A 23,148-nucleotide genomic window follows, 5' to 3' on the forward strand; every position below is an offset into this window, starting at 1 on the left:
CTGAAAAAGTGTTATGCGGTTTTGAGCGGCGCGGCTTGCGCTTCGGCCTGCGGGCGCTGCGCCTGCGGTGTGGCGTACCAGTAACCGAGGCCCATCAGCACCATGCCGGAGAACATATTGCCCAGCGTCACCCACAGCAGGTTGTGGCCGATGCCGCTTAGCGTGAAGTCGGCATTATGCTGACCAAACCACGACAGCGCAAAGACCGTCATGTTGGCAATCGAGTGTTCGTAGCCGGAAGCGATAAACGCCAGCAAACACCACCAGATGGCGATGAACTTCGCCGTACCTTCGGTACGCACCGCCATCCAAATCGCCAGGCAGACCAGCCAGTTACAGAGCGCGCCTTTAAAGAACAGCGCCATGGCTGGCTGCGTGGTTTTTGCCAGCGCCGCGCTGTGCAGCAGCGATCCGGCATTTGGCAGCAGCGGTCCCGCCGCATAGTAATAAATCAGCGCGACGAATACTGAACCGACAAGATTACCCAGCCAGGTTTGCGGCAGCACGCACCACATCTGGCCTTGCTTGATGCTGCCGGCTTTGACGCCGATGGTCAGGAACATGGTGTGGCCGGTGAACAACTCGGAACCAGCGATGATCACCAGCGTTAAAGCGATACCGAAAGTCGCGCCCATCAGCAGCGGACGATAAGCCGGATCGACCAGATTGCCGAGCGTGAAGATCAGGATAATCGCCAGGCCAACGTAAGCGCCCGCCATCGCCGAGCTGATCCAGAAGGCCAGCGGGCTGTGCTGCGCCGTACGCACAATGCGCGCCGCGTTGGCGGCGCATTTATTCAGGGTGTCAGTAAACATAGTGACGTCTCATAAAGTGAAGGAATGCTGTCAGGCGCAGATCTCGACCTTGCCATCGCGAACGCGCACCGGATAGCTCGCCACCGAGCACGCTTCGTCTTCCAGGCAAAGGCCATCGCTCAAGCGGAAGCGCTGTTTCTTCAGTGGACTCGCCACCCACAGCGCCTGCTGGTGCTCCGCAATCAGACCGCGTGACAACACGCTGGCCTGGGCGAAAGGATCGATATTGCTCAAGGCGTAGAGTTGCTCATCGTCGTGCGGACGGAAGAGGGCAATCTGCTGGCCTTTGATCAGCGCACATACGCCGGTCGCAGGCAGAATTTGGCTGAGTTCACACACCGAATGCCACTGGCTCATGCGTCGATCTCCTCAATCAGAGTGACCGCAATGCGCTCGGCGGGTTGCGCCGGACGATGCTGATCGCGTTGGTTGATGTGCTGTACCAGCGGATCGCGGCGATCGCTGTTGATAAAGGTGCGGAAGTGGCGCTGCTGCTGCGGATCCTGCAGCGTCGCGGTCCATTCACATTCCACTGCCGCGCGCAGACGCGTCAGCTCCGTTTCCAGCTGCGTATTCAGACCGAGTTTGTCATCAATAATCACGCGGCGTAGATAGTCAATGCCGCCTTCCATGCTTTCCAGCCACAGCGAGGTGCGCTGCAGGCGATCGCCGGTGCGGATGTAGAACATCATGAAGCGGTCGAGATAGTGCAGCAGCGTATCGCGATCAAGATCGGCAGCCAGCAAATCGGCGTGACGTGGCTTCATGCCGCCATTGCCGCACACATACAGGTTCCAGCCTTTCTCGGTGGCGATGATACCCACGTCTTTGCCCTGCGCTTCGGCGCATTCGCGCGTGCAGCCGGAGACGCCAAACTTCATCTTGTGCGGGGTACGAATGCCTTTGTAGCGATGCTCCAGCTCAATGCCGAAGCCGAGGCTGTCCCCTACGCCAAAGCGGCACCAGATGCTGCCAACGCAGGTTTTCGCCATGCGCAGCGCTTTGGCATACGCTTGTCCGGTTTCAAAACCGGCATCAATCAGCTGCGTCCAGATCGCCGGCAGATCATCGCGCTGCGCACCAAACAGGCCAATACGCTGCGAGCCAGTGATTTTGGTGTAGAGATTGTACTGGCGCGCCACGGCGCCAATCGCCATCAATCCTTCCGGCGTGATTTCGCCTCCGGCCGAGCGCGGGATCACCGAGTAAGTACCGTCTTTCTGAATATTGCCGAGGAACAGATCGTTGCTGTCCTGCAGCGGTGCGAGCTGTGGCTTCAGCACATATTCGTTCCAGCAGGAAGCCAGCAGTGAACCAACCGTCGGTTTACACACCTCGCAGCCGTAGCCCTGACCATATTTCGCCAGCAGCGCGTCGAACGATGTGATCTCTTCCACGCGAATCAGGTGATACAGCTCCTGACGCGAATAGGGGAAGTGCGCGCACAAATGATTGTTCACTTCGATGCCCTGACGGCTCAATTCAGCGTTCAGCACCTGAGTAATCAACGGAATACAGCCGCCGCAGCCGGTGCCGGCGCGGGTTTCGGTTTTCAGCGCCGCGACGGTGTGGCAACCACCTTGCACCGCTTTGACGATATCGCCTTTGCTGACGTCGAAGCAGGAACAGATTTGCGCGCTGTCCGGCAGCGCATCAGCGCCCATTACCGGTTTCTCGCCGCTGCCCGCAGGCAGGATCAGCAACGCCGGATTTTCCGGTAGCGCGATGTTATTCAGCGCCAGCTGCAGCAGATTGCCGTAATCGCTGGTGTCACCGACCAGCACCGCGCCCAGCAGCGTGCGGTTATCTTCGCTGACGATCAGGCGCTTATAGATATTTTTCTGCTCATCGAGCCACACGAAGCTGCGCGCGCCCGGCGTGCGGCCATGCGCATCACCAATGCCACCGACATCAACGCCCAGCAGTTTCAGCTTGGCGCTCATATCTGCTCCGGCAAACGCGTTGTCGCGGCCAACCAGCCGATCGCTGGCGACCTGCGCCATTTTGTAGCCCGGCGCGACTAAGCCATAAATACGGTTCTGCCACGCGGCACACTCACCAATGGCGAAGATATCCGCATCGCTGGTCTGGCAATGATCGTCAATGGCGATACCGCCGCGCGCGGCCAGCTGCAGGCCGCACTGTTTGGCCAACTTGTCTTGCGGGCGAATGCCGGTGGAGAAGACGATGAAATCGACATCCAGCGCGCTGCCGTCAGCAAACTCCAGCGTTTTACCGCCTTGCGCGTGATGGACGATCTGCTGGGTGTTTTTGCCGGTGTGAACGCACACGCCCATCTGCTCGATCTTACGACGCAGTTGCTCGCCGCCTTGCGGATCGAGCTGTTCTGCCATCAGCACCGGCGCGAACTCAATGACGTGGGTTTCGACGCCGAGGTTTTTCAGCGCGCCTGCCGCTTCCAGTCCCAACAGGCCGCCGCCAATTACCGCGCCGCGTTTGCTACGGCGTGAACAGGCTTCAATGGCGTTGAGATCTTCAATGGTGCGATAGACATAGCAATCACTGCCTTCCGCGCCGGTAATCGGTGGAATCCACGGATAAGAGCCGGTGGCGAAAATCAGCGTGTCGTAATGCACCGCGCGACCGCTATTCGAGTGAATCAGTTTTTCATCGCGGTTAATGGTGATGGCGCGTTCGCCGAGCAGCAGCTTTACCTGATGCTTTTCGTAATACCCTTCGCGAACCAGTGAGAGTTCTTCGGCGGTGTGATGGGAAAAATAGGCGGAAAGGTGGACGCGGTCATAGGCGACGCGAGGTTCTTCACAGAAAACGGTTATCGCAAACTGATTAGATTCATCTTTGTCGATAAGTTCTTCTATAAAGCGGTGGCCGACCATGCCGTTGCCAATAATAACGACACTGTGCTTGCTCATGCTTGCCTCAAAAATTGCGGTATCTGCGCCTACCTTAGCGCGGCGCTTTTGGAGCTTATTGATATACATCAAGCGCACCCTTATATACCTATTTCGAGTTATGTAACTGATTTTGAACAAATTAGTTAAGTGGCTTATTTGGTTGATAATTACCTAATCATTTCTTCGCCGCACATTCCGTAGCGGCACGATTCATCGCGCAATAAATTGCACCGCTACGGAATGTGCCCGCGGTGACAGGGGTTTTCATGCTAGCTTTAGGTTTTGTGTTTTACAGGAGTAAGGCATGGCCAACCCGTCACTGAAGTGGATCAACAACCTGCGCTTAGCGGGCCAGCAAGGCTTGTGGCAGATCGAAATCGCCAACGGCAAGATTGCGCAGATTCGCCCACAGCCGCCGCAAACTGCAGCCCAGCCTGACGCGCTGGATGCGGAGGGCGGACTGGCGAGCGCGCCGTTTATCGAGCCGCATATTCACCTCGATACCACGCAAACCGCTGGCGAACCCGCCTGGAACCAATCCGGCACGCTGTTTGAAGGCATCGAACGCTGGGCGGAGCGCAAAGCGCTACTGAGCCATGACGATGTGAAACAGCGCGCGCAGCAAACCCTGAAGTGGCAAATCGCCAATGGGATTCAGCATGTGCGGACTCACGTCGATGTCTCCGATCCCACGCTGACCGCGTTAACAGCGATGCTGGAGGTGAAAGCGGAAATGGCGCCGTGGATCGACATCCAGATTGTGGCGTTTCCGCAGGAAGGCATTCTCTCTTATCCCAACGGCGAAGCGTTGCTGGAAGAGGCGCTACGCATGGGCGCGGATGTGGTAGGTGCGATTCCGCACTACGAATTCACCCGCGAATACGGCGTGGAGTCGCTGCATAAAACCTTTGCGCTGGCTAATCGCTACGATCGGCTGGTGGATGTGCACTGCGACGAGATCGACGATGAGCAGTCGCGCTTTGTCGAAACCGTGGCGGCGCTGGCACACCGCGATGGCAACGGCGAGCGCGTCACCGCCAGCCACACCACGGCGATGCACTCCTACAACAATGCCTACACGTCGCGGCTGTTCCGTCTGCTTAAGCTCTCGAATATCAACTTTGTCGCCAATCCGCTGGTGAATATCCATCTGCAAGGGCGCTTTGATAGCTATCCGAAACGTCGCGGCATCACGCGGGTGAAAGAGCTGCTGGAAGCGAATATCAACGTCTGCTTTGGCCACGATGATGTGTTCGATCCCTGGTATCCGCTCGGCACTGCTAGCATGCTGCAGGTGCTGCACATGGGATTGCATGTCTGTCAGCTGATGGGTTACGAGCAGATTGATAATGGATTGCAGCTGATTACCGCCAACAGCGCCAAAACCCTGCAGCTGACGAATTACGGTATTGAAGCAGGTAATGATGCCAGTCTGATTATCCTGCCGGCGGAGAGTGGATTTGATTCGGTGCGGCGTCAGGTGCCGGTGCGTTATTCAGTACGTAAAGGTGTATTGGTCGCTGCGACGCAGCCCGCCAGCAGCGAGATCTATTTAGCAGGAAAAGAAGCGGTAACCTTCAAACGCTGAAGAGCAGGGCGGACCGCGGTCCGCCCGTCAAACTTAGTGGGTGACGTGACCGTGCTGGCGATGTTTGGTCACAAAGCCGAGCAGAACACACATCACAAACACCACGGCGTACAAACCGTTAGCCGTTGAGAGCGCAGCATGTGCGCCACCTTGCGCCACGATTGGGCCGGTTACTACGAAGGTCAACATGGTGCCGACGGTGCCGCAGGTCAGGATGAAGTTCACCAGCTTCGGTGAAGAGACCTTGGTTTGCAGCGATCCCAGCGTGATGATGGTGGTGTAAATCGCGCTGGAGCTGAAGCCCAGCGTCATGATGATCCAGTGCAGCATGCTGGCGTCTTTGGAGGTGACGAACCAGTACATCAAACCGGTTGCCAGCGCCGCCAGCACCATCAGGATGCGCTGCAGATCGAAGAAGCGCAGCACGAAACTGAACACCCACATGCCGACCATGTACGCGGTCCAAAAGTTACCTACCAACTGACCGGCAGCGGCGATATCCATGCCCATCGATTTGGTAGCGTATTCCGGCACCCACGAGATGAAGCCAAGCTGGCCGAGGATGTAGCACAGTGCCGCAATCGACAGGAACAGTACGCCGATGCCCCATTTCTCTTTCTCAACGCCTGGCTTAGCCGCTTCGCTTTTCAGTACCGGGAACTCAATGAACAGCGTCAGCACAAAGATCGCGACATAAATGATGCCGATGCAGGCGTAAACCCAATACCACGGCAGCGCGCGCGCCAGCAAGATACCGGCGATGATCGGAAAGATGGTGCCCGCCATGCTGAAGAACGAATCGGTAAACAGCAGACGTGCGCCGCGCTGACGGCCATCGTACAGATGGGTGATCAGGAAGGTACCGATCGACATCGTGATGCCGCTGACGACGCCGAGGATGAACATGCACAGCGAGAAGACGGTGAGATCGTGGCTGGTCATCAGACCGGCAACGGCGAGGATCATCAGCACAAAGCCAAAGATCAGCTGGCGCTTTAACGGCACAATCACCATCAGCCAGGCGTTCAGGAACACCGACACCAAAATGCCCGCATTGAGGAATGTGAAGGTGTTGCTCATTTCTGAAATAGGGCGCTGGAAATACTGCGCGATATTGTCCAGCACCATACCGGTAACGATCACCAGTGCGCCGGTGAGCGCATAGGAGAAATAGCTAATCCAGGTAAGGCCAATGCGATTACGGTTTGTCATGTTCTGAACCTGTTAAGCGCCGAAGGTGGCAAAAGTGTCATGAATTGTAAGTGTTGCTGTGATCTTAATAAACAACGAGTGTAACAAGGCGGAAATATTTCATTGAGAGTGTGATTTTCATCACGCAAATGATTGCGTGACGGCAAAAGTATGACAATAACAACATCCGCGTAAATATCGGTAAAACGCTGGCTCTTGGATCACATGCTCTTTACAATCAATCTCGTTTTTGAGCTAGCTCTCCATGGTAAGGAATCTTTCATGCTTAAACGTACTTTGACAGCGGCGGTTGCCCTGTTAGCGCTCTCTTCCGTATCGTCTGCCGCGCTCGCCGCAAAAGGCGATCCACATGTGCTGCTCACCACCTCTGCGGGCAATATTGAACTCGAACTGAACAACCAGAAAGCCCCGGTTTCGGTGAAAAACTTTGTTGATTACGTCAACAATGGTTTCTACAACAACACCATTTTCCACCGCGTTATTCCTGGCTTTATGATTCAGGGCGGCGGTTTCACTACCGACATGCAGCAGAAGCAAACGGTAGCGCCGATCAAGAACGAAGCCGACAACGGCTTGCGTAATCTGCGCGGCACCATTTCGATGGCGCGTACCGCAGATAAAGACAGCGCCACCAGCCAGTTTTTCCTCAACGTAGCCGATAATGCGTTCCTCGATCACGGTCAGCGTGATTTCGGCTATGCGGTATTTGGTAAAGTTGTGAAAGGCCAGGATGTGATCGACAAGATTGCGCAGGTCCCTACCAAAGATGTGGGACCGTACCAAAATGTGCCGTCAAAACCGATTGTTATCCTCTCCGCCAAAGTCCTGCCTTAATTCTGAAACGCGCCATTTTCGCATGGCGCGTCATTGGCTCTCCGGCAAAGCAAAAAATTGCTGCTTATACTTAGGGCTCATTGCTTGCCGGAGGCGCTATGACTAGCAAACTCACTGAGAAACAGAAAGCCACTTTGTGGCAGCAGCGCCGTGCTGCGAGCTACCAGGCCAGCTGTCGACTGGCCGGATATACCTATAGCGAAGCGCTTATCGATGCCGAACATGCTGAGGAGCGACTCGAGTCGCTGAGGAGGCAATATGGTGGATAACAGCTTAGCGGTACGCGATCCCTATTTGTGGCACAACGACAATGTGTTGAAGAATCGCCTCGATATTCATGATGAAGCCCAACTGCGCAAAGCGGAACTGGCTTTCAGCACCGCGCGCCTGGCGACGTTAGAACTTGGCCAGCGCAGCATCGGTTTGCCACGTCTTTGCCATATTCATCGCACGCTGTTTCAGGATCTCTACAGCTGGGCGGGAGAATTGCGCACCATTGATATCTGGCGCGATGAAACGCCGTATTGTCATTGCGAATACATCGAGAAAGAGGGCAACACGCTGATGCAGGCGCTGGAGGAAGAGCGCGGCCTGGCTGACCTTGAGCAGGAAGCGTTCGTGGGGCGTATCGCACATTACTATTGTGAGATCTTCGTGCTGCATCCGTTCCGCGCCGGCAATGGCCGCGCGCAGCGCATCTTCTTCGAGCAGTTGGCACTGCATGCCGGGTATCAGCTTTCGTGGGAAACACTCGAACGCGATGCGTGGCGCGCTGCGATCTCGGCGGGCGTCGCCGGCGATCTGGCACCGCTTACCGCGCAGTTTGCGAAAGTGGTGAGCCCGGCGAAGTAAAATGGGTAGAATAGCGCCGCTTTTACTGGCCTGAGGGCGCTATGCTGCTGCTAATCGATAACTACGACTCCTTCACCTGGAATCTCTACCAATATTTCTGCGAGCTGGGCGCGGATGTGCGTGTGGTGCGCAACGACGCCATTACGCTGGATGAGATAGCAGCGCTGCCGCTGACGCATCTGGTGATTTCGCCGGGCCCATGTACGCCGGATCAATCTGGCATCTCGCTCGCGGCTATTCGCCATTTTGCCGGGCGCTTGCCGATCCTCGGCGTTTGCCTTGGACATCAGGCGATTGCGCAAGCCTATGGCGCGCAGGTGGTACGCGCGCGCCAGGTGATGCATGGCAAAACCTCGCTGATTCAGCACACCAACCAAGGTGTGTTTCGTGCTCTGAATAATCCGCTTACCGTGACCCGCTATCACTCATTGATTGTGGCGCACGATACGCTGCCCGCTGAGTTTGAAGTCACCGCGTGGAGCCTGCGCGACGGCCAGCCGGATGAGATCATGGGCTTCCGCCATCGCAGCTTGCCGCTGGAAGGCGTGCAGTTCCATCCGGAAAGCATCCTCAGTGAGCAAGGGCATCAGCTGCTGGCTAATTTCCTCAACGCGTAACTTATGTTTGCCTTCGCATGACTTTTTATGCATATTTTGTGATTATAATTTCACACCAGCTCAACAAATAACCCGATGAGGTCGTCAATGGCAGCGGAAAAACTAGCGGTAACCCGGGAAACGTTCGATAACGTAATTTTGCCTGTTTATGCACCTGCGCAGTTTGTGCCGGTAAAAGGCAAAGGCAGCCGAGTGTGGGATCAGCAGGGCAAAGAGTATATCGATTTCTCTGGCGGTATCGCGGTGACTGCATTGGGCCATTGTCATCCGGCGCTGGTGGAAACGCTGAAAAACCAGGGCGAAACGCTGTGGCACACCAGCAACGTGTTCACCAACGAACCGGCGCTGCGTCTGGCGAGTAAACTGATTGCCGCGACCTTTGCCGATCGGGTGTTTTTCGGTAATTCCGGCGCGGAAGCCAATGAAGCGGCATTCAAGCTGGCGCGTTATTACGCCTGCAAAAAACACAGCCCGTTCAAAAGTAAAATCATCGCCTTCCATAACGCCTTCCACGGTCGCACGCTGTTCACCGTGTCGGTGGGCGGTCAGCCGAAATATTCTGATGGCTTCGGTCCAAAACCGGCGGATATCGTGCATGTGCCGTTCAACGATCTCGATGCGGTGAAAGCGGTGATTGACGACCATACCTGCGCCATCGTGGTCGAGCCGATTCAGGGCGAAGGCGGCGTAATGCCGGCTACGCCAGAATTTATGCAAGGCCTGCGCGCACTCTGTGATGAACATCATGCGCTGTTGGTGCTGGATGAAGTGCAGAGCGGCATGGGACGCAGCGGCAAACTCTTTGCGTATGAACATTACGGTATCAGGCCCGATATCCTCACCACCGCCAAAGCGCTGGGCGGCGGTTTCCCGGTGAGTGCGATGTTGACCACCAACGAAATCGCCTCAGTAATGGCGCCGGGCGTGCACGGCACCACTTACGGCGGCAATCCGCTGGCGTGTGCCATCGCTGAAACCGCGCTGGATATCATCAATACGCCAAAAGTGCTGGAAGGCGTTGAAGCGCGTCGTCAGCAGTTTGTTGAAGCGCTGCAAGCCATCGACAGCAAATTCGCTATCTTCAGCGAGATTCGCGGCAAAGGTCTGCTGATTGGTGCCGCGCTGAAGCCGCAGTTCGCCAGCAAAGCGCGTGACATCCTCAACGCTTCCGCTGCGGAAGGGCTGATGATTCTCACCGCCGGTACTGACGTGATCCGTTTTGTGCCGTCGCTGGTGATTGAACCAACCGATATCGCCGAAGGCATGACGCGTTTCGCCAGCGCGATTGAGAAGGTGCTGGCCGCTTAATCCGCTTTCGGACGTAACACCTTGAGCCAGCGGCCATGATGCGGTCGCTGGCTCCACGCCAGCGAAGAGATGGTGTGCATTACGCTGAGGTGCTGCAAGATCCGCTTCACATGCTGTTCGACAATCGTCACCGGCCCTTCATTAAGATTCTCCGGCGCTTCCAGAATATTGCTGTCGTTGCCCGGACCGTCATACGCCAGCCGCTGCTGACAACGCTGCAGCGCGATTTCACAGGATTGCAGATAACCTTCTGCCAGCTTCGATGTCAGCATGGTGTGCTCGCGCGCCAGAATCGTCATGGCATTAATATGCTCGACGATGAACTGACTGTGCGTAACCCACATGCGCATATCTTTCAGATATTGCAGGTTAAAGCCCGGCTCGCTCGATGCCTGGTTCAATGAGTTGAACAGCGCGTTGTGCGCCTGATTAACCTTTATGCGCTGATAAGCCAGTTTATCGGGCGACTGTTCCGGCCCCAGCAGCAGTTGCAGCGCCTCCTGATAGGCTTCCAGCGCATCATGCGCGTTCTTGCGCAGCAGCCCGCTTTGCCACTGCGGCCACAGCCAAATCATCCCGGCGAAGGCAATTAAACAGCCCATCAAGGTATCCATCATGCGCGGCAGCAGAAACTGTGCGCCGTTCAGCGACAGCAATTGCAGCGAATACACCGCCGTGACGGTAAAGCCAATCATCGACCAGCCATAATATTTCCGCGTGATCAGATAGCTCGCCAGCGTAATCCCCAGCATAAACAGCAGCGTGATCGATTCCGGCACCGCCAGCTGCAGCGACGCGGCGGCGATCAGCAATCCGGCGAAAGTACCCAGCGCACGGTGCTGAATACGCACGCGCGTGGCGTTGTAACCGTTCTGGCTGACGAACATGATGGTCATCAGAATCCAGTAAGGTTTGGGGATGTTAAAGAACAGCGCCAGCGAGCTGCCAAACATCAGCATCACAGCGAAGCGGGCTGCGGTGCGTAACGCGGTGGATTTGAATGACAGATAACTGCGCAGCGCCGGCAACAGCGGCAAACGGCGCTGGCGATCGGCCATCAGGTCACGCGTGTAGAGCGGCTTCTGCGTACGCAACACGCGGGCGATGCGACTGAAGTGGTACAGGCAGAAGTTGCCGACCGGATTATCCGGATGCTGGCGTGCAATTTTCTCCAGCGCGCCGAGCTGTTTCTCCATGTGAAAACGGTCCGGCAGCTGATGGTAGAGAATCGCATCCGCCAGCACGCGCAGCCGCGCCGAGATAATCTTGGCGTTCCAGCGAATCACCGCTTCGGCGTGGCTCTCCTCAACCAGTTTCTGCACCTCTTCGGGCTGATGCAAACTCACGGAGATGTGTTCCTGTAAATCCAGCGCAACCTGAAAGGCGCGCGTCAGGCGTTTGTGGCTGTTATCGCGGCTCGCCGACAGCATATGCATTTGCTGATAACAGGTGGTAATGAGGTCGACCGCCTTTTGCTGGCGCGCCAGCAGCGGCGGCAGCGCTTTCTCCGGATCGGTCAGCTGCGTCAGTAAGGTGTATTTGGCATCGCAGTAATCCGCCAGCTCGCGGAACAGCAGGCTGAGCGATTCGCGCATCGGCTGCTCTTTCCACAGCCAGAACCAGAACCAGTTGAACAAGCCGTACCACAGCGTGCCGCCAATGTAGAGCAGCGGCGGCACCCACATCGGCATGCGTCCCACTAAGCTGAGCGTAAAGATGGCGGCGATGAGTGTGGCGGGCAGCAGGCGCGCGTGCAGCGGGCCGATTTCGCCGGTTACGCCAATCAGCAGCGGCAGCGCCAGCAAAATCAGCGGCAGCGGAATCTGGTAAGCGGTGAGGATTTGCATCAGGAAACTGCCGGTGGCAAACAGCGAACCACCCACAATCAGGCGTTTGAAGAAGCGTTTGTGCGGCGTATCCAGTCCCGCCATGTTGCAGCAGGCGGGCACTAACGAGAACAGCAGACCTTTTTGCAGATCGCCAAACAGCCAACCGAGAGCCACAGGCAGGCACAGCACCAGCGTTTGCCGCAGCGCATAGTTAACTTCGGGATGATAGATGATTCGGCGCCACATCAGCTCATCGCAAATAGAAACGGCGCGATGTTGCCATCACGCCGTGGGTGAGAAGAAATTAGCGGGTGCCGTAAACGACGATGGTTTTACCGTGTGCGGAGATCAGGTTCTGATCTTCCAGCATTTTCAGGATACGACCCACGGTTTCGCGTGAGCAGCCCACGATCTGACCAATCTCCTGACGGGTGATTTTGATTTGCATCCCGTCTGGGTGAGTCATCGCATCTGGCTGTTTGGCCAGATTTAGCAGCGTTTGCGCAATACGTCCGGTGACATCGAGGAAGGCGAGGTTGCCCACTTTCTCAGATGTCACTTGCAGACGACGCGCCATTTGCGACGAAAGTCGCATTAAAATATCCGGGTTTACCTGAATCAGCTGACGGAATTTTTTGTATGAAATTTCAGCCACTTCGCAGGCAGACTTCGCACGCACCCAAGCACTACGTTCCTGGCCTTCTTCGAAAAGACCGAGTTCGCCGATGAAATCCCCCTGATTGAGGTAGGAGAGAATCATCTCTTTGCCTTCTTCATCTTTAATCAGTACCGCTACGGAACCTTTTACGATGTAGTACAGCGTTTCCGCTTTCTCACCCTGATGGATGAGCGTGCTTTTGGATGGATATTTGTGAATATGGCAATGGGACAGGAACCATTCGAGTGTAGGGTCTGTTTGCGGTTTGCCGAGAACCATTCGCTATTATCCTCTGTTGTAATCGTGCCCAAAACACAGGGGGCATTTTTTCCCTGTCAGGCGGTTTAATCGTCGAGCGTTTCCAGTAAAGGAAAAATTATTCCGGGTGGACTCTTAAGCTACGCTTTTGATTCTTCCGGCCTTCGTCTGTAATGACGAAAATATTTTCAGCACTGTTTGTAGCACAGCTTTTGCGAGCTGTCTTGTGTTGTCTCGCTTCAGCAGAAGGGGGATTACTCTGGATTGCTGTTTGTCAGGTGAAAGCGTACTCTGGCGGCAAAACCGCCGCTTCAGGAGAAAGAATCATGCAGGCACGAGTGAAATGGGTGGAAGGTCTTACCTTTCTCGGAGAATCCTCATCCGGCCATCAGGTATTGATGGATGGTAATTCCGGTGATAAAGCGCCAAGTCCAATGGAGATGGTGCTGATGGCCGCGGGCGGCTGTAGCGCTATTGATGTGGTGTCGATCCTGCAAAAAGGGCGCAGCGATGTGGCCGATTGCGAAGTGAAGCTCACATCGGAACGCCGTGAAGAAGCGCCACGCATTTTTACCCACATTAACCTGCATTTTATCGTTAGCGGTAAAGCGTTGAGCGACAAGGCCGTTGCGCGTGCGGTTGATCTGTCAGCGGAAAAATATTGTTCGGTAGCGATCATGCTGGGTAAAGGCGTGGAAATTACCCACAGCTATGAGGTGATCGAGTTATAACTCGGGTTGTAGCGGCGCAATAAATTGCGCCGCTACGGAATGACTTTGCTTATTCAATCCGCTTCCCTTCAATCAGTCGCTGTACCAGCGGCAGCATAATCAGCTCCATCGCCAATCCCATTTTGCCACCCGGCACCACCAGCGTATTGATGTGGGAAATAAACGATCCCTGAATCATCGCCAGCAGATAGGGGAACGCGATGCCTTCCAGACCACGGAAATGGATCACCACGAAGCTTTCGTCGAGCGACGGAATTTCGCGTGCGGCAAACGGGTTTGAGGTATCAACGGTCGGCACGCGCTGGAAGTTAATGTGGGTGCGCGAGAACTGTGGCGTGATGAAGTTAATGTAATCCTCCATTGACCGTACCACCGAATCCATCACCGCTTCGCGTGAATGGCCGCGCTCGCTGGTGTCACGCACCAGCTTCTGAATCCACTCAAGGTTAACAATCGGCACCACGCCAACCAGCAGATCGACATGCTCCGCCACATTTTGCTGCTGCGTGACCACGCCGCCGTGCAAGCCTTCATAGAACAGCACATCGGTGTTTTCCGGCAGCGGCTGCCACGGCGTAAAGGTGCCCGGCACCTGATTCCACGGCACGGCTTCATCGTAGGTATGCAGATATTTGCGCGATTCGCCAAGGCCGGTTTGGCCGTAATGTTTAAACGTCTGCTCCAGCAGGCCGAAGTCGTTGGCTTCCGGGCCGAAGTAGCTGATGTGACGCCCGAGATCGCGCGCCTTGCGGATCGCCATGTCCATTTCCGGACGTGTGTAGCGATGGAAACTGTCGCCTTCGAGTTCCGCCGCATGCAAATTCAGCTGCTGGAAAATCTTACGGAAGGCGAGGCTGGTGGTGGTGGTTCCGGCGCCGCTGGAACCGGTGACGGCAATAATTGGATGCCTGGCTGACATAACAGAGCTCCCTGTGAAGTCCGGCGATGAGCATTGTTACCACGAATTGCCGCGGGGTGCATCAGCCGCGGAATTCACCCTTCGGCATAATATTGATCGATTCATGCAGTTCCGACCACACCAGCACCACGTCGCCGCGCTCCAGTTGGCGGCGTACGTCGGCGACTTTTTGTAGCAAACTGCGTTCCTGCTCGCCGTAATCAGTGCCTTCGCGTAACACGAAGGTTTCAATCAGGTTTTCCAGCGTGTCCGCTTCGAGTTCTTGCCAGGGAATAATCACAATTACACATCCAGATAGGTTGAGAGCCAGTCGGGCACGCGCTGTTCCAGCCACATTTTCGGTTTAAGAACGGTGCCGCCGACGAAACCGACGTGGCCGCCTTGCTGCGTCAGCTGATACTGAATGGAGGCTGACAGCTGTTCAGGTTGCGGAATAACGGCATCGGTCATAAAGGGATCGTCTTGCGCGTGAATGATCAACAGTGGTTTACGCACGCCGGTCAGCAACGGCATCGCGCTGGCTCGTTGATAATAGTCGTTGGCGTCAATAAAACCGTGCGCACGTGCGGTTATCGCATCATCGAACTCGCGTAAGCGGCGGAAAGCACGTAACTGGCTGAGATCGACCGGCAGCGTGCCAGGCCAGGCGCGCAGTTTGCGCGTGGCGTTCTTTTTCAGCTGCGTCAGTAAATAGTGCTGATAAAAGCGTGAAAAACCCACATCCAGCTTGCCGCTGCACGGCTCGAGCGCCAGCGGCGCTGAGATGGCGATGCCGGCATCAATCGGTACATCGTGACCTTGCTGACCCAGCAGGCAAGCGAGCATGTTGCCGCCCAGCGAAACGCCGACGGCGGCGGTGGGTACGCTGCCCCATTCGCGCTGCAGCCAGTGAAGGAAGTAGGTGGCGTCTTCGGTTTCACCGGAGTGATAGATGCGCTTTAAGCGATTAGGCTCGCCGCTGCAGCCGCGAAAGTGCATTACCACCGCCAGCCAGCCGCGTGCCTGACACGCCTGCATCAGGCCGTGCGCATACGGGCTGCGAAAGCTGCCTTCCAGTCCGTGAAACATCACCATGCGCGGTTTATGACGCGCCTGCGCCGGATCTTCACTCCACGCTAAATCGACAAAATCGCCGTCCGGCAGGTCAAGACGCTGCCAGTGCGGACGTAACGTAACGCGGCGCCGCAGAATACGCGGCAGCAGCGTTTGCAGATGCGCGTTACTGAATCCGCGCAGGGGTTTAAAACGCTCGCCGCTGGGGCGATCAAAATAGCTTGGGTAAAGGCTTGTCTGATGCATAAGTCGCTGATAGCTTCGATGGGTTGTTCGCTTTACTGGGTGAGGAGCACCCGAATATACATGGAACTGAGTCTTTTTTTATCAATGTTAGGTTTTCTCTGGGTCGCGGCCATCACGCCCGGGCCCAATAATATGTTACTTACCGCCTCGGGTGCTAATTTTGGCTTCCTGCGCACCATTCCGCTGCTGATTGGTATCATGATTGGTATGCAAGTCATGTTGCTAATGGTGGCATTTGGCATCGGCGGCCTCATCCTGCTTTATCCCTCGCTGCATCTCATCCTGAAGATTGCCGGTAGCCTTTATCTGCTGTGGCTGGCATGGACAATCGCCAGCGCCGAGTATGAAAAACTGGAAACCGACGCTGTCACGGTGAAGCAGATGCCTTTCTGGCAAGGCGGCTTGCTGCAGTTGATCAACCCGAAAGCGTGGCTGATGGCGCTCGGCGCGGTGGCCAGCTTCAGCCTGGCGGGCAGCGAATATCTGCATTCGGTGGTGGCGATCAGCATCGGCATGTTCATGGTGAACGTGGTTTCCGGGGTGATCTGGATGGGCTTTGGCTCGCTGATTGGACGTCTGCTGCGCAGCCCACGCGCGTGGAAAATCTTCAATCTGGCGATGGGCTTGCTCACCGCTGCCTGCGTATTGCTGATTTGGCGCTAAGTTAGCTGGAAGCGCGTTCAACGCGCTTCCACGGCAATACTTCATGGACTACCGACGCGTTAGGCTGGCGGATGCGTTGCAGCAACAGCTGTACGCTGCGCACACCCATACGATTCATCGGCTGCTCAATCGTGGTCAGCGGTGGATTCAGGCTGCTGGTAAAGTTGATGCCATCAAATCCCACCACCGCTAAATCTTCCGGTACGCGTAAACCTGCTTCCAACGCCGCGTGGATGACGCCGACCGCCAACACATCTGATACCGCAAACACCGCATCCGGCGGTTCCGGCTGCGTGAGCAGTTCGCGCAAAGCCGCACTGCCCGCTTCGCAGGTGATATTCTCGGCATAAGCCACACCGCACCAGCTGAGATCCAGCTGCTCCAGCGCCGCGCGATATCCCTCTTCACGCTTATGTGAATAGAGGTAGCGCATATCACAGTTCACCAGCGCAATACGACGTCGGCCTTTGCTCGCCAGATAACGCACGGTTTCGAAAGCCGCTTCTTTATTATCAATCGCCACGCTTGAGGCGGCGATCGACGGATCGTATTCCGCGCACTGCACCCAAGGCTGATCGCCAATCAATTCTTTCAGCTCATGCAGGCTGCTGGCGGCATCCATGGTGATCACGCCGTCGACCACTTTGCCGGTGAGCAACGCAATGTAGGCCGCTTCGCGCCGCAGCTGCGATCCTGAGTTACACAGCAGAATGTGGTAACCCTGCGCTTCAGCTTCGGCTTCAATGCCCTGAACCACGCGTGAGCAGAATGGATTGGTGATGTCGGGAATCAGCACTAACAACATATGGCTTTGCGAAGTGCGCAACTGGCGCGCCAGCAGGTTGGGCTGATAGTCGCAGATGTCGATGGCCGCCAGCACTTTGGCACGCGTATCCGGGCGCACGCCGGGATTCTGGTTCAAAACCCGTGAAACGGTGGCTTTTGACACGCCAGCCAGGTGTGCGACTTTTTCTATCGACATGGATTCAGGACCGTTAGTAAAGAGTTAAAAAATGAGATCTCTATCAATATCACAGCTGCCATGTGAGCGTGTGACATATTTACCGCTTTCCTTTTCTTTCCATTTGCACTTTTTGCATAGCCTTGCCCGATGTTGATCTAAGAACGGATCGTCATTAGGGATAATTTTTAATTCCTTTATGAAATTACTGTTGCTGGAGAAACTGCCCAGACAAAACACATTGGGGTGAATGATGATGGCAATGAAAAAAACAATAACGGCGGTCACAGCGGCTCTGGCCCTGATGGCGTTCCAGGCGCAAGCGGTCAACGTTACCGTGGCGTATCAGACCTCGGCTGAACCAGCCAAAGTGGCGCAGGCGGATAACACCTTCGCCAAAGAGAGCGGTGCTACCGTCGACTGGCGCAAATTTGATAGCGGGGCCAGCGTGTTACGTGCACTGGCGTCGGGCGACGTGCAGATTGGTAATATCGGTTCCAGCCCGCTGGCGGTCGCCGCCACGCAAAAGCTGCCGATTGAAGCTTTCCTGCTGGCCTCTCAGCTCGGTAACTCCGAAGCGCTGGTGGTGAAGAAAACCATCAACGATCCTAAAGACCTGATTGGCAAGCGCATCGCCGTGCCATTCATCTCGACGACGCACTACAGCTTCCTCGCCGCGCTCAAGCATTGGGGCATCGAGCCTTCGCAAGTGACCTTAGTCAACCTGCAGCCGCCGGCGATTATTGCTGCCTGGAAACGCGGTGACATTGACGGCGCTTACGTCTGGTCTCCGGCGGTCAACGAGCTGGAGAAAGATGGCAAGGTGCTGACGGACTCTTCGCAGGTCGGCAAGTGGGGCGCGCCAACGCTCGATGTGTGGGTGGTGCGTAAAGACTTTGCGCAGCAGCATCCAGAAATCGTCACCGCCTTTGCCCGCAGCGCCGTTGAAGCGCAGCAAGCTTACATTTCCAATCCGGATCAATGGCTGAAGCAGTCAGACAACCTGAGCAAGCTGGCGCGCCTGAGCGGTGTACCCGAAGCGGATGTGCCGGTGCTGGTAAAAGGCAACACGTACCTCACCGCGCAGCAGCAGGTGGAGCAGCTCGGCAAGCCGGTGAACAAGGCGATTGTCGATACTGCCGGCTTCCTGAAAGAGCAGGGCAAAGTGCCAGAAGCGGATAGCGATTACAGCAGCTTCGTCACCACGCGCTTCGTTGCACCCTTAGTGAAATAACCGGAGGCCGTATGCTTAACATCACCCATCTCAATGCGCGTTACGCCGGACAACCCGCGCTGCAGGACATCAACCTGCAGCTGGGCAGCCGAGACCTGCTGGTGGTGTTAGGTCCCTCCGGCTGTGGCAAAACCACGCTGCTGAACCTCATCGCCGGCTTTCTGCCGCTGGAATCTGGCAGCATTACGCTGGATGGCAAAGCGGTAAAAGGGCCGGGCGCTGAGCGCGGCGTAGTGTTTCAAAATGAAGGATTACTGCCGTGGCGTAACGTGATCGATAACGTTTCGTTCGGTTTGCAACTGGCGGGTATGGCGAAGGCGGAGCGCCATACCATTGCACGCCGTTTGATCCGCAAAGTAGGACTGGAAGGTGCAGAGCAGCGTTATATCTGGCAGCTCTCTGGGGGTCAACGCCAGCGCGTGGGCATTGCGCGTGCGCTGGCGGCTGATCCTCAGTTGCTGCTGTTAGATGAGCCGTTTGGCGCGCTGGACGCCTTTACCCGTGAACAGATGCAAACCCTGCTGCTAACGCTGTGGCGTGATACCGGCAAGCAGATTCTGCTGATCACCCACGACATCGAAGAAGCGGTGTTCCTCGCCAGCGAACTGGTGCTGCTGTCGCCGGGACCGGGCCGCGTCGTGGAGCGTTTGAAACTCGACTTCGGCCAACGCTTCGCCGCCGGGGAACCGTGCCGCAGCATCAAATCCGATCCGGCGTTTATCGAACGTCGTGAATATGTACTGAATCAGGTGTTTTCCCAGCGTGAGGCGTTTATATGAGTGCGGTGATTGATGGGAAGACCCAAATGCGTCGTCGTGGACTGCGCTGGCCGTTCTCGCGCCAGTTCTCACTCAGCCTGCTCAGCGTGGGCTTGTTGCTGCTGTTGTGGTGGGCTATCACTGCGCTCGGCTTAGTGGCGCCGCTGTTTTTACCGCCGCCGCAAGTGGTGCTGCAGAAGCTGATATTGATTGCCAGCCCGCAAGGCTTTATGGACGCCACGTTATGGCAGCATCTGGGCGCCAGCCTGGCGCGTATGCTGGTGGCGCTGTTCTTTGCCGCGCTGATTGGGATTCCGGTCGGCATCGCCATGGGCCTGAGCCCGGCGATTCGCGGCTTGCTTGATCCGCTGATCGAACTCTATCGCCCGGTACCGCCGCTGGCTTATTTGCCGCTGATGGTGATCTGGTTTGGCATCGGCGAAACCTCGAAGATTTTACTGATTTATCTGGCGATTTTCGCGCCGGTGACCTTGTCGACGCTGGCGGGTGTGAAGAATGCCCAGCAGGTACGGATTCGCGCGGCGCAGGCGCTTGGCGCATCGCGCTGGCAACTGCTGCGCTACGTGATTCTGCCTGGCGCGCTGCCGGAAATCCTCACCGGTTTGCGCATTGGTCTCGGCGTAGGTTGGTCAACGCTGGTGGCGGCGGAACTGATTGCCGCTACGCGTGGACTCGGCTTTATGGTGCAGTCGGCCGGTGAGTTCCTCGCCACCGACGTGGTGCTGGCCGGTATCGCCGTGATCGCCCTGATTGCCTTTGGCTTAGAACTGGGTCTGCGCGCCTTGCAGCGCCGACTGACGCCCTGGAATGGAGAACAGCAATGAACGAACGTCTTAATTTTACCGCGCTGGGCCCGAATATTGGGGCGCAGGTCAGTGATGTCGACTTCAGCCGTCCGCTGAGCGATGCCCAGTTTGAACAGCTCTATCATGGCTTGCTGCGCCATCAGGTGCTGTTCCTGCGCAATCAAGTGATTACCCCGGAACAGCAGCGCGCGCTGGCGATTCGCTTTGGCGATCTGCATATCCATCCGGTCTATCCGCATGCGGAAGGCGTGGAAGAGATCATCGTGCTGGATACGCATCAGGATAATCCGCCGGATAATGACAACTGGCACACCGATGTCACCTTTATTCAAACTCCGCCGGCAATTGCAATCCTGGCTTCGAAGCTGCTGCCGGAAAGCGGCGGCGATACCTTGTGGTCAACCGGCATTGCGGCCTATGAAGCGCTGTCTGAACCGTTTAAGACGCTGTTGAATGGGCTGCAGGCGGAACACGATTTTAAGAAGTCGTTTCAGGAGTACAAATACCGTAAAACCGAGGAAGAGCACCAGCGCTGGCAGCAAGCGGTGGCAAAGAACCCGCCGGTGCAGCATCCGGTGATTCGTACCCACCCGGTGAGCGGACGCAAGGCGCTGTTTGTCAACGAAGGTTTTACCACGCGTTTGCTGGGCTTGAGCGAAAAAGAGAGCGATGCGCTGCTTAACTTCCTGTTTTGGCATAGCGCCAAACCGGAGTTCCAGGTGCGCTGGCGCTGGCAGGAGAATGATGTGGCGATTTGGGATAACCGCGTGACCCAACACTATGCTAATGCGGATTATTATCCGGCGCGGCGGGTGATGCATCGCGCGACGGTGTTAGGGGATAAGCCGTTTTAATTTGGAATAGTGCTCGCATTCCCCCATCCCGGCCTTCCCCCGCTTGCGGGGGAAGGAGATGCTGCCACATGCAGCTTCATCACTAACATGTGGCAGCATCTTCCTCCCCCATTTATGGGGGAGGACCGAGGAGGGGGACAGCGTGCACACTCAACCCGCCAGCATCTGCTCCAGCTGTTCCTGCGCATCCAGCCACGCCATTTCGACCTCTTCCAGCGCCGCCTTGCTCTCGGCCTGACGCTGCAGCGCCACATTCAAATCGGCTTTGCGGCTCTGATCGTAAATCGCGCTGTCGGCTAACTGGGCTTCCGCGTCGCTGAGCTGGCTCTGCCACTTCACCATCTGCTTCTCAAGCTTCTCGATCTCTTTACGCAGCGGCTGCGTTTGTGCGCGCAGTTCGGCGTCGCGGCGTTTCTGGTCTTTGCGCGATTGCGCGCTGTTGCCGTTGTCCTGCTTCGGTGCGGCATCCTGTTGCGCTTGCTGCTTCTGCAAATCGCTCAGCCACTGCTGATAATCTTCCAGATCGCCCTCAAACACGTCGACCTTGCCGTCGTGCACCAGATAAAGATCGTCGGTGGTGGCGCGCAGCAGATGGCGATCGTGCGAGACCACCACCAGCGCGCCTTCGAAATCAATCAGCGCTTCGGTCAGCGCCTGACGCATATCAAGATCGAGGTGGTTAGTTGGTTCATCAAGCAGCAGCAGGTTCGGGCGCTGCCAGACAATTAATGCCAGCACCAGACGCGCTTTTTCGCCGCCGGAGAAACGTTCGGTGATTTCGCTGACTTTATCGCCCTGGAAGCCGAAGCCGCCAAGGTAGTCGCGCAGCTGCTGCTCCAGCACTTTCGGTGCGATGCGTGATAAATGCTGCAAGGGTGATTCATCGGCGCGCAGATATTCCAGCTGATGCTGGGCGAAGTAACCGAGCTTAATGCCTTTCGCCAGGCCAACTTTGCCATCCAGCGCGTCGAGCTCACCGGCTAGCAGTTTAATCAGCGTTGATTTACCCGCGCCGTTACGGCCCAGCAGGCCAATACGTGAACCCGGCACAAGGTTGAGTTTGATGGCGTCGAGAATGATGCGTTCGCCATAACCGGCGGTAACGCGCTCCATCTTCAGCAACGGATTCGGCAAGCTTTCTGGCGCGCGGAAACTGAAGCTGAATGGGTTATCGACGTGTGCTGGCGCAATCAATTCCATGCGCTCCAGCATTTTGATGCGGCTCTGCGCCTGCTTGGCTTTGGTCGCCTGCGCGCGGAAGCGATCGATATACTTCTGCAGGTGCGCCACTTTTTCCTGCTGGCTCTGGAACAGCGCTTGCTGCTGCGCCAGCTTGGCGCCGCGCTGACGTTCGAACGAGCTGTAGTTACCGGTGTATTCAAACATCGTCTGCTGTTCGATGTGGATGATCTTATCGACCACCGGATCGAGGAAGTCGCGGTCGTGCGAAATCAGCACCAGCGTGCCTTCGTAGCTTTTCAGCCAGCGTTCAAGCCAGATCACCGCATCCAGATCGAGGTGGTTAGTCGGTTCATCCAGCAGCAGCAGATCGGAACGGCACACCAGCGCCTGCGCGAGGTTAAGGCGCATGCGCCAGCCACCGGAGAAATCGCTCACCGGCCGCATTAATTGTTCCTGGCTAAAGCCCAAACCGTGCAACAAACTTGAGGCGCGAGCAGGTATGCTCCACGCCTGAATCGCATCCAGCTTGCCGTGCAGCAGGGCGATGGCGTTGCCATCGTTGCGCGCATTGGCGTCGGCCAATTCGGATTCAAGCTGACGATATTCACGGTCGCCGTCGATAACATACTCCAGCGCGGGTTTGCTCAGCGCCGGGGTTTCCTGATTGACCCACGCCAGCGCCCAGTTGCTCGGGAACGTAGCATTACCTGCATCGCTGCTGATTTCGCCCTTCAGCAATGACAGCAGCGTTGATTTGCCGCAGCCATTTTTGCCCACTAAGCCAACTTTCTGGCCTGGGTTAATGGTGGCTGTTGCGTTATCCAGCAGCACATTGGTGCCGCGGCGAATTTGTAGTGCTGAAAAGACAATCAT

The 23,148-nt window shown here is 56.4% G+C and carries 23 protein-coding genes; 12 read left to right on the plus strand and 11 right to left on the minus strand.

The annotated features are described in order from the left end of the window. Positions 1-11: 11 nt before the first annotated feature. The 3 genes from nirC to nirB are packed head-to-tail and all read right to left on the minus strand — an operon-like array spanning position 12 to position 3,709. The gene (gene nirC / locus MWH02_RS18455; protein WP_192236986.1) at positions 12-815 is read right to left on the minus strand and encodes a nitrite transporter NirC; all 804 of its coding nucleotides are present in this window, start codon (positions 813-815) and stop codon (positions 12-14) included. A gap of 30 nt (positions 816-845) precedes the next feature. Next, a complete protein-coding gene (nirD, locus tag MWH02_RS18460) occupies positions 846-1,172 on the minus strand; it encodes a nitrite reductase small subunit NirD (RefSeq protein ID WP_110867613.1) in 327 nt (108 codons plus the stop codon). Beyond that, on the minus strand, positions 1,169-3,709 hold the full coding sequence (gene nirB, locus MWH02_RS18465) for a nitrite reductase large subunit NirB (RefSeq protein ID WP_271461204.1): 2,541 nt from the start codon (positions 3,707-3,709) through the stop codon (positions 1,169-1,171). The genes nirD and nirB overlap by 4 nt, the downstream gene beginning before the upstream one ends. Before the next feature lie 286 nt (positions 3,710-3,995). On the opposite strand from nirB, the gene MWH02_RS18470 reads away from it, so the two are divergent. Further along, positions 3,996-5,279: a cytosine deaminase gene (locus tag MWH02_RS18470; protein WP_271461205.1), complete on the plus strand. Its 1,284-nt coding sequence runs from the start codon at positions 3,996-3,998 to the stop codon at positions 5,277-5,279. 33 nt (positions 5,280-5,312) lie between these two features. Here the strand turns inward: MWH02_RS18470 and tsgA are convergent, their stop codons facing one another. Further along, positions 5,313-6,491, minus strand: coding sequence for an MFS transporter TsgA (gene tsgA, locus MWH02_RS18475; protein WP_008101801.1), 1,179 nt, complete (start codon positions 6,489-6,491; stop codon positions 5,313-5,315). Positions 6,492-6,752: 261 nt separating this feature from the next. Here tsgA and ppiA point away from each other — a divergent pair, with 261 nt between their 5' ends. The 5 genes from ppiA (at position 6,753) to argD (ending at position 10,102) form a co-directional block, all read left to right on the plus strand. Then, positions 6,753-7,325 carry a peptidylprolyl isomerase A gene (gene ppiA, locus MWH02_RS18480; RefSeq protein ID WP_008101803.1) on the plus strand — a complete coding sequence of 191 codons (573 nt, stop codon included), beginning with the start codon at positions 6,753-6,755 and terminating at the stop codon, positions 7,323-7,325. 98 nt (positions 7,326-7,423) lie between these two features. Further along, positions 7,424-7,594, plus strand: coding sequence for a YhfG family protein (locus MWH02_RS18485; protein WP_101762654.1), 171 nt, complete (start codon positions 7,424-7,426; stop codon positions 7,592-7,594). Beyond that, the gene (locus MWH02_RS18490; protein WP_271461206.1) at positions 7,584-8,177 is read left to right on the plus strand and encodes a putative adenosine monophosphate-protein transferase Fic; all 594 of its coding nucleotides are present in this window, start codon (positions 7,584-7,586) and stop codon (positions 8,175-8,177) included. Before MWH02_RS18485 ends, MWH02_RS18490 begins: the two co-directional genes overlap by 11 nt. 41 nt (positions 8,178-8,218) lie before the next feature. Then, positions 8,219-8,794: an aminodeoxychorismate synthase component II gene (locus MWH02_RS18495; protein WP_271461207.1), complete on the plus strand. Its 576-nt coding sequence runs from the start codon at positions 8,219-8,221 to the stop codon at positions 8,792-8,794. Between the two features lie 87 nt (positions 8,795-8,881). Continuing rightward, positions 8,882-10,102, plus strand: a complete 1,221-nt coding sequence (gene argD / locus MWH02_RS18500) for a bifunctional acetylornithine/succinyldiaminopimelate transaminase (RefSeq protein WP_271461208.1) — start codon at positions 8,882-8,884, stop codon at positions 10,100-10,102. On the opposite strand, the gene MWH02_RS18505 is transcribed toward argD, so the two are convergent. After that, positions 10,099-12,177, minus strand: a complete 2,079-nt coding sequence (locus MWH02_RS18505) for a YccS/YhfK family putative transporter (protein ID WP_101762650.1) — start codon at positions 12,175-12,177, stop codon at positions 10,099-10,101. The two genes, argD and MWH02_RS18505, sit on opposite strands and share 4 nt — an antisense overlap. A 58-nt stretch (positions 12,178-12,235) precedes the next feature. Next, a complete protein-coding gene (gene crp, locus MWH02_RS18510; RefSeq protein WP_003852956.1) occupies positions 12,236-12,868 on the minus strand; it encodes a cAMP-activated global transcriptional regulator CRP in 633 nt (210 codons plus the stop codon). A gap of 305 nt (positions 12,869-13,173) precedes the next feature. Here crp and MWH02_RS18515 point away from each other — a divergent pair, with 305 nt between their 5' ends. Continuing rightward, positions 13,174-13,578 (plus strand): OsmC family protein, encoded by a 405-nt coding sequence (locus MWH02_RS18515; protein ID WP_049851954.1) that lies wholly within the window; start codon positions 13,174-13,176, stop codon positions 13,576-13,578. Between the two features lie 49 nt (positions 13,579-13,627). Here the strand turns inward: MWH02_RS18515 and MWH02_RS18520 are convergent, their stop codons facing one another. The 3 genes from MWH02_RS18520 to MWH02_RS18530 form a co-directional block, all read right to left on the minus strand. Beyond that, the gene (locus MWH02_RS18520) at positions 13,628-14,497 is read right to left on the minus strand and encodes a phosphoribulokinase (RefSeq protein ID WP_101762648.1); all 870 of its coding nucleotides are present in this window, start codon (positions 14,495-14,497) and stop codon (positions 13,628-13,630) included. 61 nt (positions 14,498-14,558) lie between these two features. Beyond that, positions 14,559-14,777: a YheU family protein gene (locus MWH02_RS18525; protein ID WP_007892223.1), complete on the minus strand. Its 219-nt coding sequence runs from the start codon at positions 14,775-14,777 to the stop codon at positions 14,559-14,561. Between the two features lie 2 nt (positions 14,778-14,779). Next, positions 14,780-15,796 (minus strand): hydrolase, encoded by a 1,017-nt coding sequence (locus MWH02_RS18530; protein ID WP_271461209.1) that lies wholly within the window; start codon positions 15,794-15,796, stop codon positions 14,780-14,782. A 60-nt stretch (positions 15,797-15,856) separates the two neighbouring features. Here MWH02_RS18530 and MWH02_RS18535 point away from each other — a divergent pair, with 60 nt between their 5' ends. Beyond that, positions 15,857-16,459, plus strand: coding sequence for a LysE family translocator (locus MWH02_RS18535; RefSeq protein ID WP_271461210.1), 603 nt, complete (start codon positions 15,857-15,859; stop codon positions 16,457-16,459). A gap of 1 nt (position 16,460) precedes the next feature. Here MWH02_RS18535 and MWH02_RS18540 read toward each other — a convergent pair whose 3' ends face one another. Then, positions 16,461-17,441 carry a LacI family DNA-binding transcriptional regulator gene (locus MWH02_RS18540; protein ID WP_101762645.1) on the minus strand — a complete coding sequence of 327 codons (981 nt, stop codon included), beginning with the start codon at positions 17,439-17,441 and terminating at the stop codon, positions 16,461-16,463. A 232-nt stretch (positions 17,442-17,673) separates the two neighbouring features. Here MWH02_RS18540 and tauA point away from each other — a divergent pair, with 232 nt between their 5' ends. Genes tauA through tauD form a run of 4 tightly spaced genes read left to right on the plus strand, consistent with a single transcriptional unit; the run spans position 17,674 to position 21,093 of the window. Further along, a complete protein-coding gene (gene tauA, locus MWH02_RS18545; RefSeq protein ID WP_439652372.1) occupies positions 17,674-18,654 on the plus strand; it encodes a taurine ABC transporter substrate-binding protein in 981 nt (326 codons plus the stop codon). Positions 18,655-18,665: 11 nt separating this feature from the next. After that, positions 18,666-19,433: a taurine ABC transporter ATP-binding subunit gene (gene tauB / locus MWH02_RS18550; RefSeq protein WP_137386642.1), complete on the plus strand. Its 768-nt coding sequence runs from the start codon at positions 18,666-18,668 to the stop codon at positions 19,431-19,433. Then, positions 19,430-20,257 carry a taurine ABC transporter permease TauC gene (tauC, locus tag MWH02_RS18555; RefSeq protein WP_101762642.1) on the plus strand — a complete coding sequence of 276 codons (828 nt, stop codon included), beginning with the start codon at positions 19,430-19,432 and terminating at the stop codon, positions 20,255-20,257. The genes tauB and tauC overlap by 4 nt, the downstream gene beginning before the upstream one ends. Further along, positions 20,254-21,093 carry a taurine dioxygenase gene (gene tauD / locus MWH02_RS18560; protein WP_271461212.1) on the plus strand — a complete coding sequence of 280 codons (840 nt, stop codon included), beginning with the start codon at positions 20,254-20,256 and terminating at the stop codon, positions 21,091-21,093. Before tauC ends, tauD begins: the two co-directional genes overlap by 4 nt. Positions 21,094-21,243: 150 nt before the next feature. Here the strand turns inward: tauD and MWH02_RS18565 are convergent, their stop codons facing one another. Then, positions 21,244-23,148 carry an ABC transporter ATP-binding protein gene (locus MWH02_RS18565; protein WP_192236999.1) on the minus strand — a complete coding sequence of 635 codons (1,905 nt, stop codon included), beginning with the start codon at positions 23,146-23,148 and terminating at the stop codon, positions 21,244-21,246.

The organism is Pantoea leporis, assembly GCF_028048155.1.
Lineage (GTDB): Bacteria > Pseudomonadota > Gammaproteobacteria > Enterobacterales > Enterobacteriaceae > Pantoea > Pantoea leporis.

What these genes read in the sequence shown, in the direction of transcription:
- nirC (WP_192236986.1), bottom strand. Translation starts at nt 815, where the DNA reads ATGTTTACTGACACCCTGAATAAATGCGCCGCCAACGCGGCGCGCATT.
- nirD (WP_110867613.1), bottom strand. Translation starts at nt 1,172, where the DNA reads ATGAGCCAGTGGCATTCGGTGTGTGAACTCAGCCAAATTCTGCCTGCG.
- nirB (WP_271461204.1), bottom strand. Translation starts at nt 3,709, where the DNA reads ATGAGCAAGCACAGTGTCGTTATTATTGGCAACGGCATGGTCGGCCAC.
- MWH02_RS18470 (WP_271461205.1), top strand. Translation starts at nt 3,996, where the DNA reads ATGGCCAACCCGTCACTGAAGTGGATCAACAACCTGCGCTTAGCGGGC.
- tsgA (WP_008101801.1), bottom strand. Translation starts at nt 6,491, where the DNA reads ATGACAAACCGTAATCGCATTGGCCTTACCTGGATTAGCTATTTCTCC.
- ppiA (WP_008101803.1), top strand. Translation starts at nt 6,753, where the DNA reads ATGCTTAAACGTACTTTGACAGCGGCGGTTGCCCTGTTAGCGCTCTCT.
- MWH02_RS18485 (WP_101762654.1), top strand. Translation starts at nt 7,424, where the DNA reads ATGACTAGCAAACTCACTGAGAAACAGAAAGCCACTTTGTGGCAGCAG.
- MWH02_RS18490 (WP_271461206.1), top strand. Translation starts at nt 7,584, where the DNA reads ATGGTGGATAACAGCTTAGCGGTACGCGATCCCTATTTGTGGCACAAC.
- MWH02_RS18495 (WP_271461207.1), top strand. Translation starts at nt 8,219, where the DNA reads ATGCTGCTGCTAATCGATAACTACGACTCCTTCACCTGGAATCTCTAC.
- argD (WP_271461208.1), top strand. Translation starts at nt 8,882, where the DNA reads ATGGCAGCGGAAAAACTAGCGGTAACCCGGGAAACGTTCGATAACGTA.
- MWH02_RS18505 (WP_101762650.1), bottom strand. Translation starts at nt 12,177, where the DNA reads ATGTGGCGCCGAATCATCTATCATCCCGAAGTTAACTATGCGCTGCGG.
- crp (WP_003852956.1), bottom strand. Translation starts at nt 12,868, where the DNA reads ATGGTTCTCGGCAAACCGCAAACAGACCCTACACTCGAATGGTTCCTG.
- MWH02_RS18515 (WP_049851954.1), top strand. Translation starts at nt 13,174, where the DNA reads ATGCAGGCACGAGTGAAATGGGTGGAAGGTCTTACCTTTCTCGGAGAA.
- MWH02_RS18520 (WP_101762648.1), bottom strand. Translation starts at nt 14,497, where the DNA reads ATGTCAGCCAGGCATCCAATTATTGCCGTCACCGGTTCCAGCGGCGCC.
- MWH02_RS18530 (WP_271461209.1), bottom strand. Translation starts at nt 15,796, where the DNA reads ATGCATCAGACAAGCCTTTACCCAAGCTATTTTGATCGCCCCAGCGGC.
- MWH02_RS18535 (WP_271461210.1), top strand. Translation starts at nt 15,857, where the DNA reads ATGGAACTGAGTCTTTTTTTATCAATGTTAGGTTTTCTCTGGGTCGCG.
- MWH02_RS18540 (WP_101762645.1), bottom strand. Translation starts at nt 17,441, where the DNA reads ATGTCGATAGAAAAAGTCGCACACCTGGCTGGCGTGTCAAAAGCCACC.
- tauA (WP_439652372.1), top strand. Translation starts at nt 17,674, where the DNA reads ATGATGGCAATGAAAAAAACAATAACGGCGGTCACAGCGGCTCTGGCC.
- tauB (WP_137386642.1), top strand. Translation starts at nt 18,666, where the DNA reads ATGCTTAACATCACCCATCTCAATGCGCGTTACGCCGGACAACCCGCG.
- tauC (WP_101762642.1), top strand. Translation starts at nt 19,430, where the DNA reads ATGAGTGCGGTGATTGATGGGAAGACCCAAATGCGTCGTCGTGGACTG.
- tauD (WP_271461212.1), top strand. Translation starts at nt 20,254, where the DNA reads ATGAACGAACGTCTTAATTTTACCGCGCTGGGCCCGAATATTGGGGCG.
- MWH02_RS18565 (WP_192236999.1), bottom strand. Translation starts at nt 23,148, where the DNA reads ATGATTGTCTTTTCAGCACTACAAATTCGCCGCGGCACCAATGTGCTG.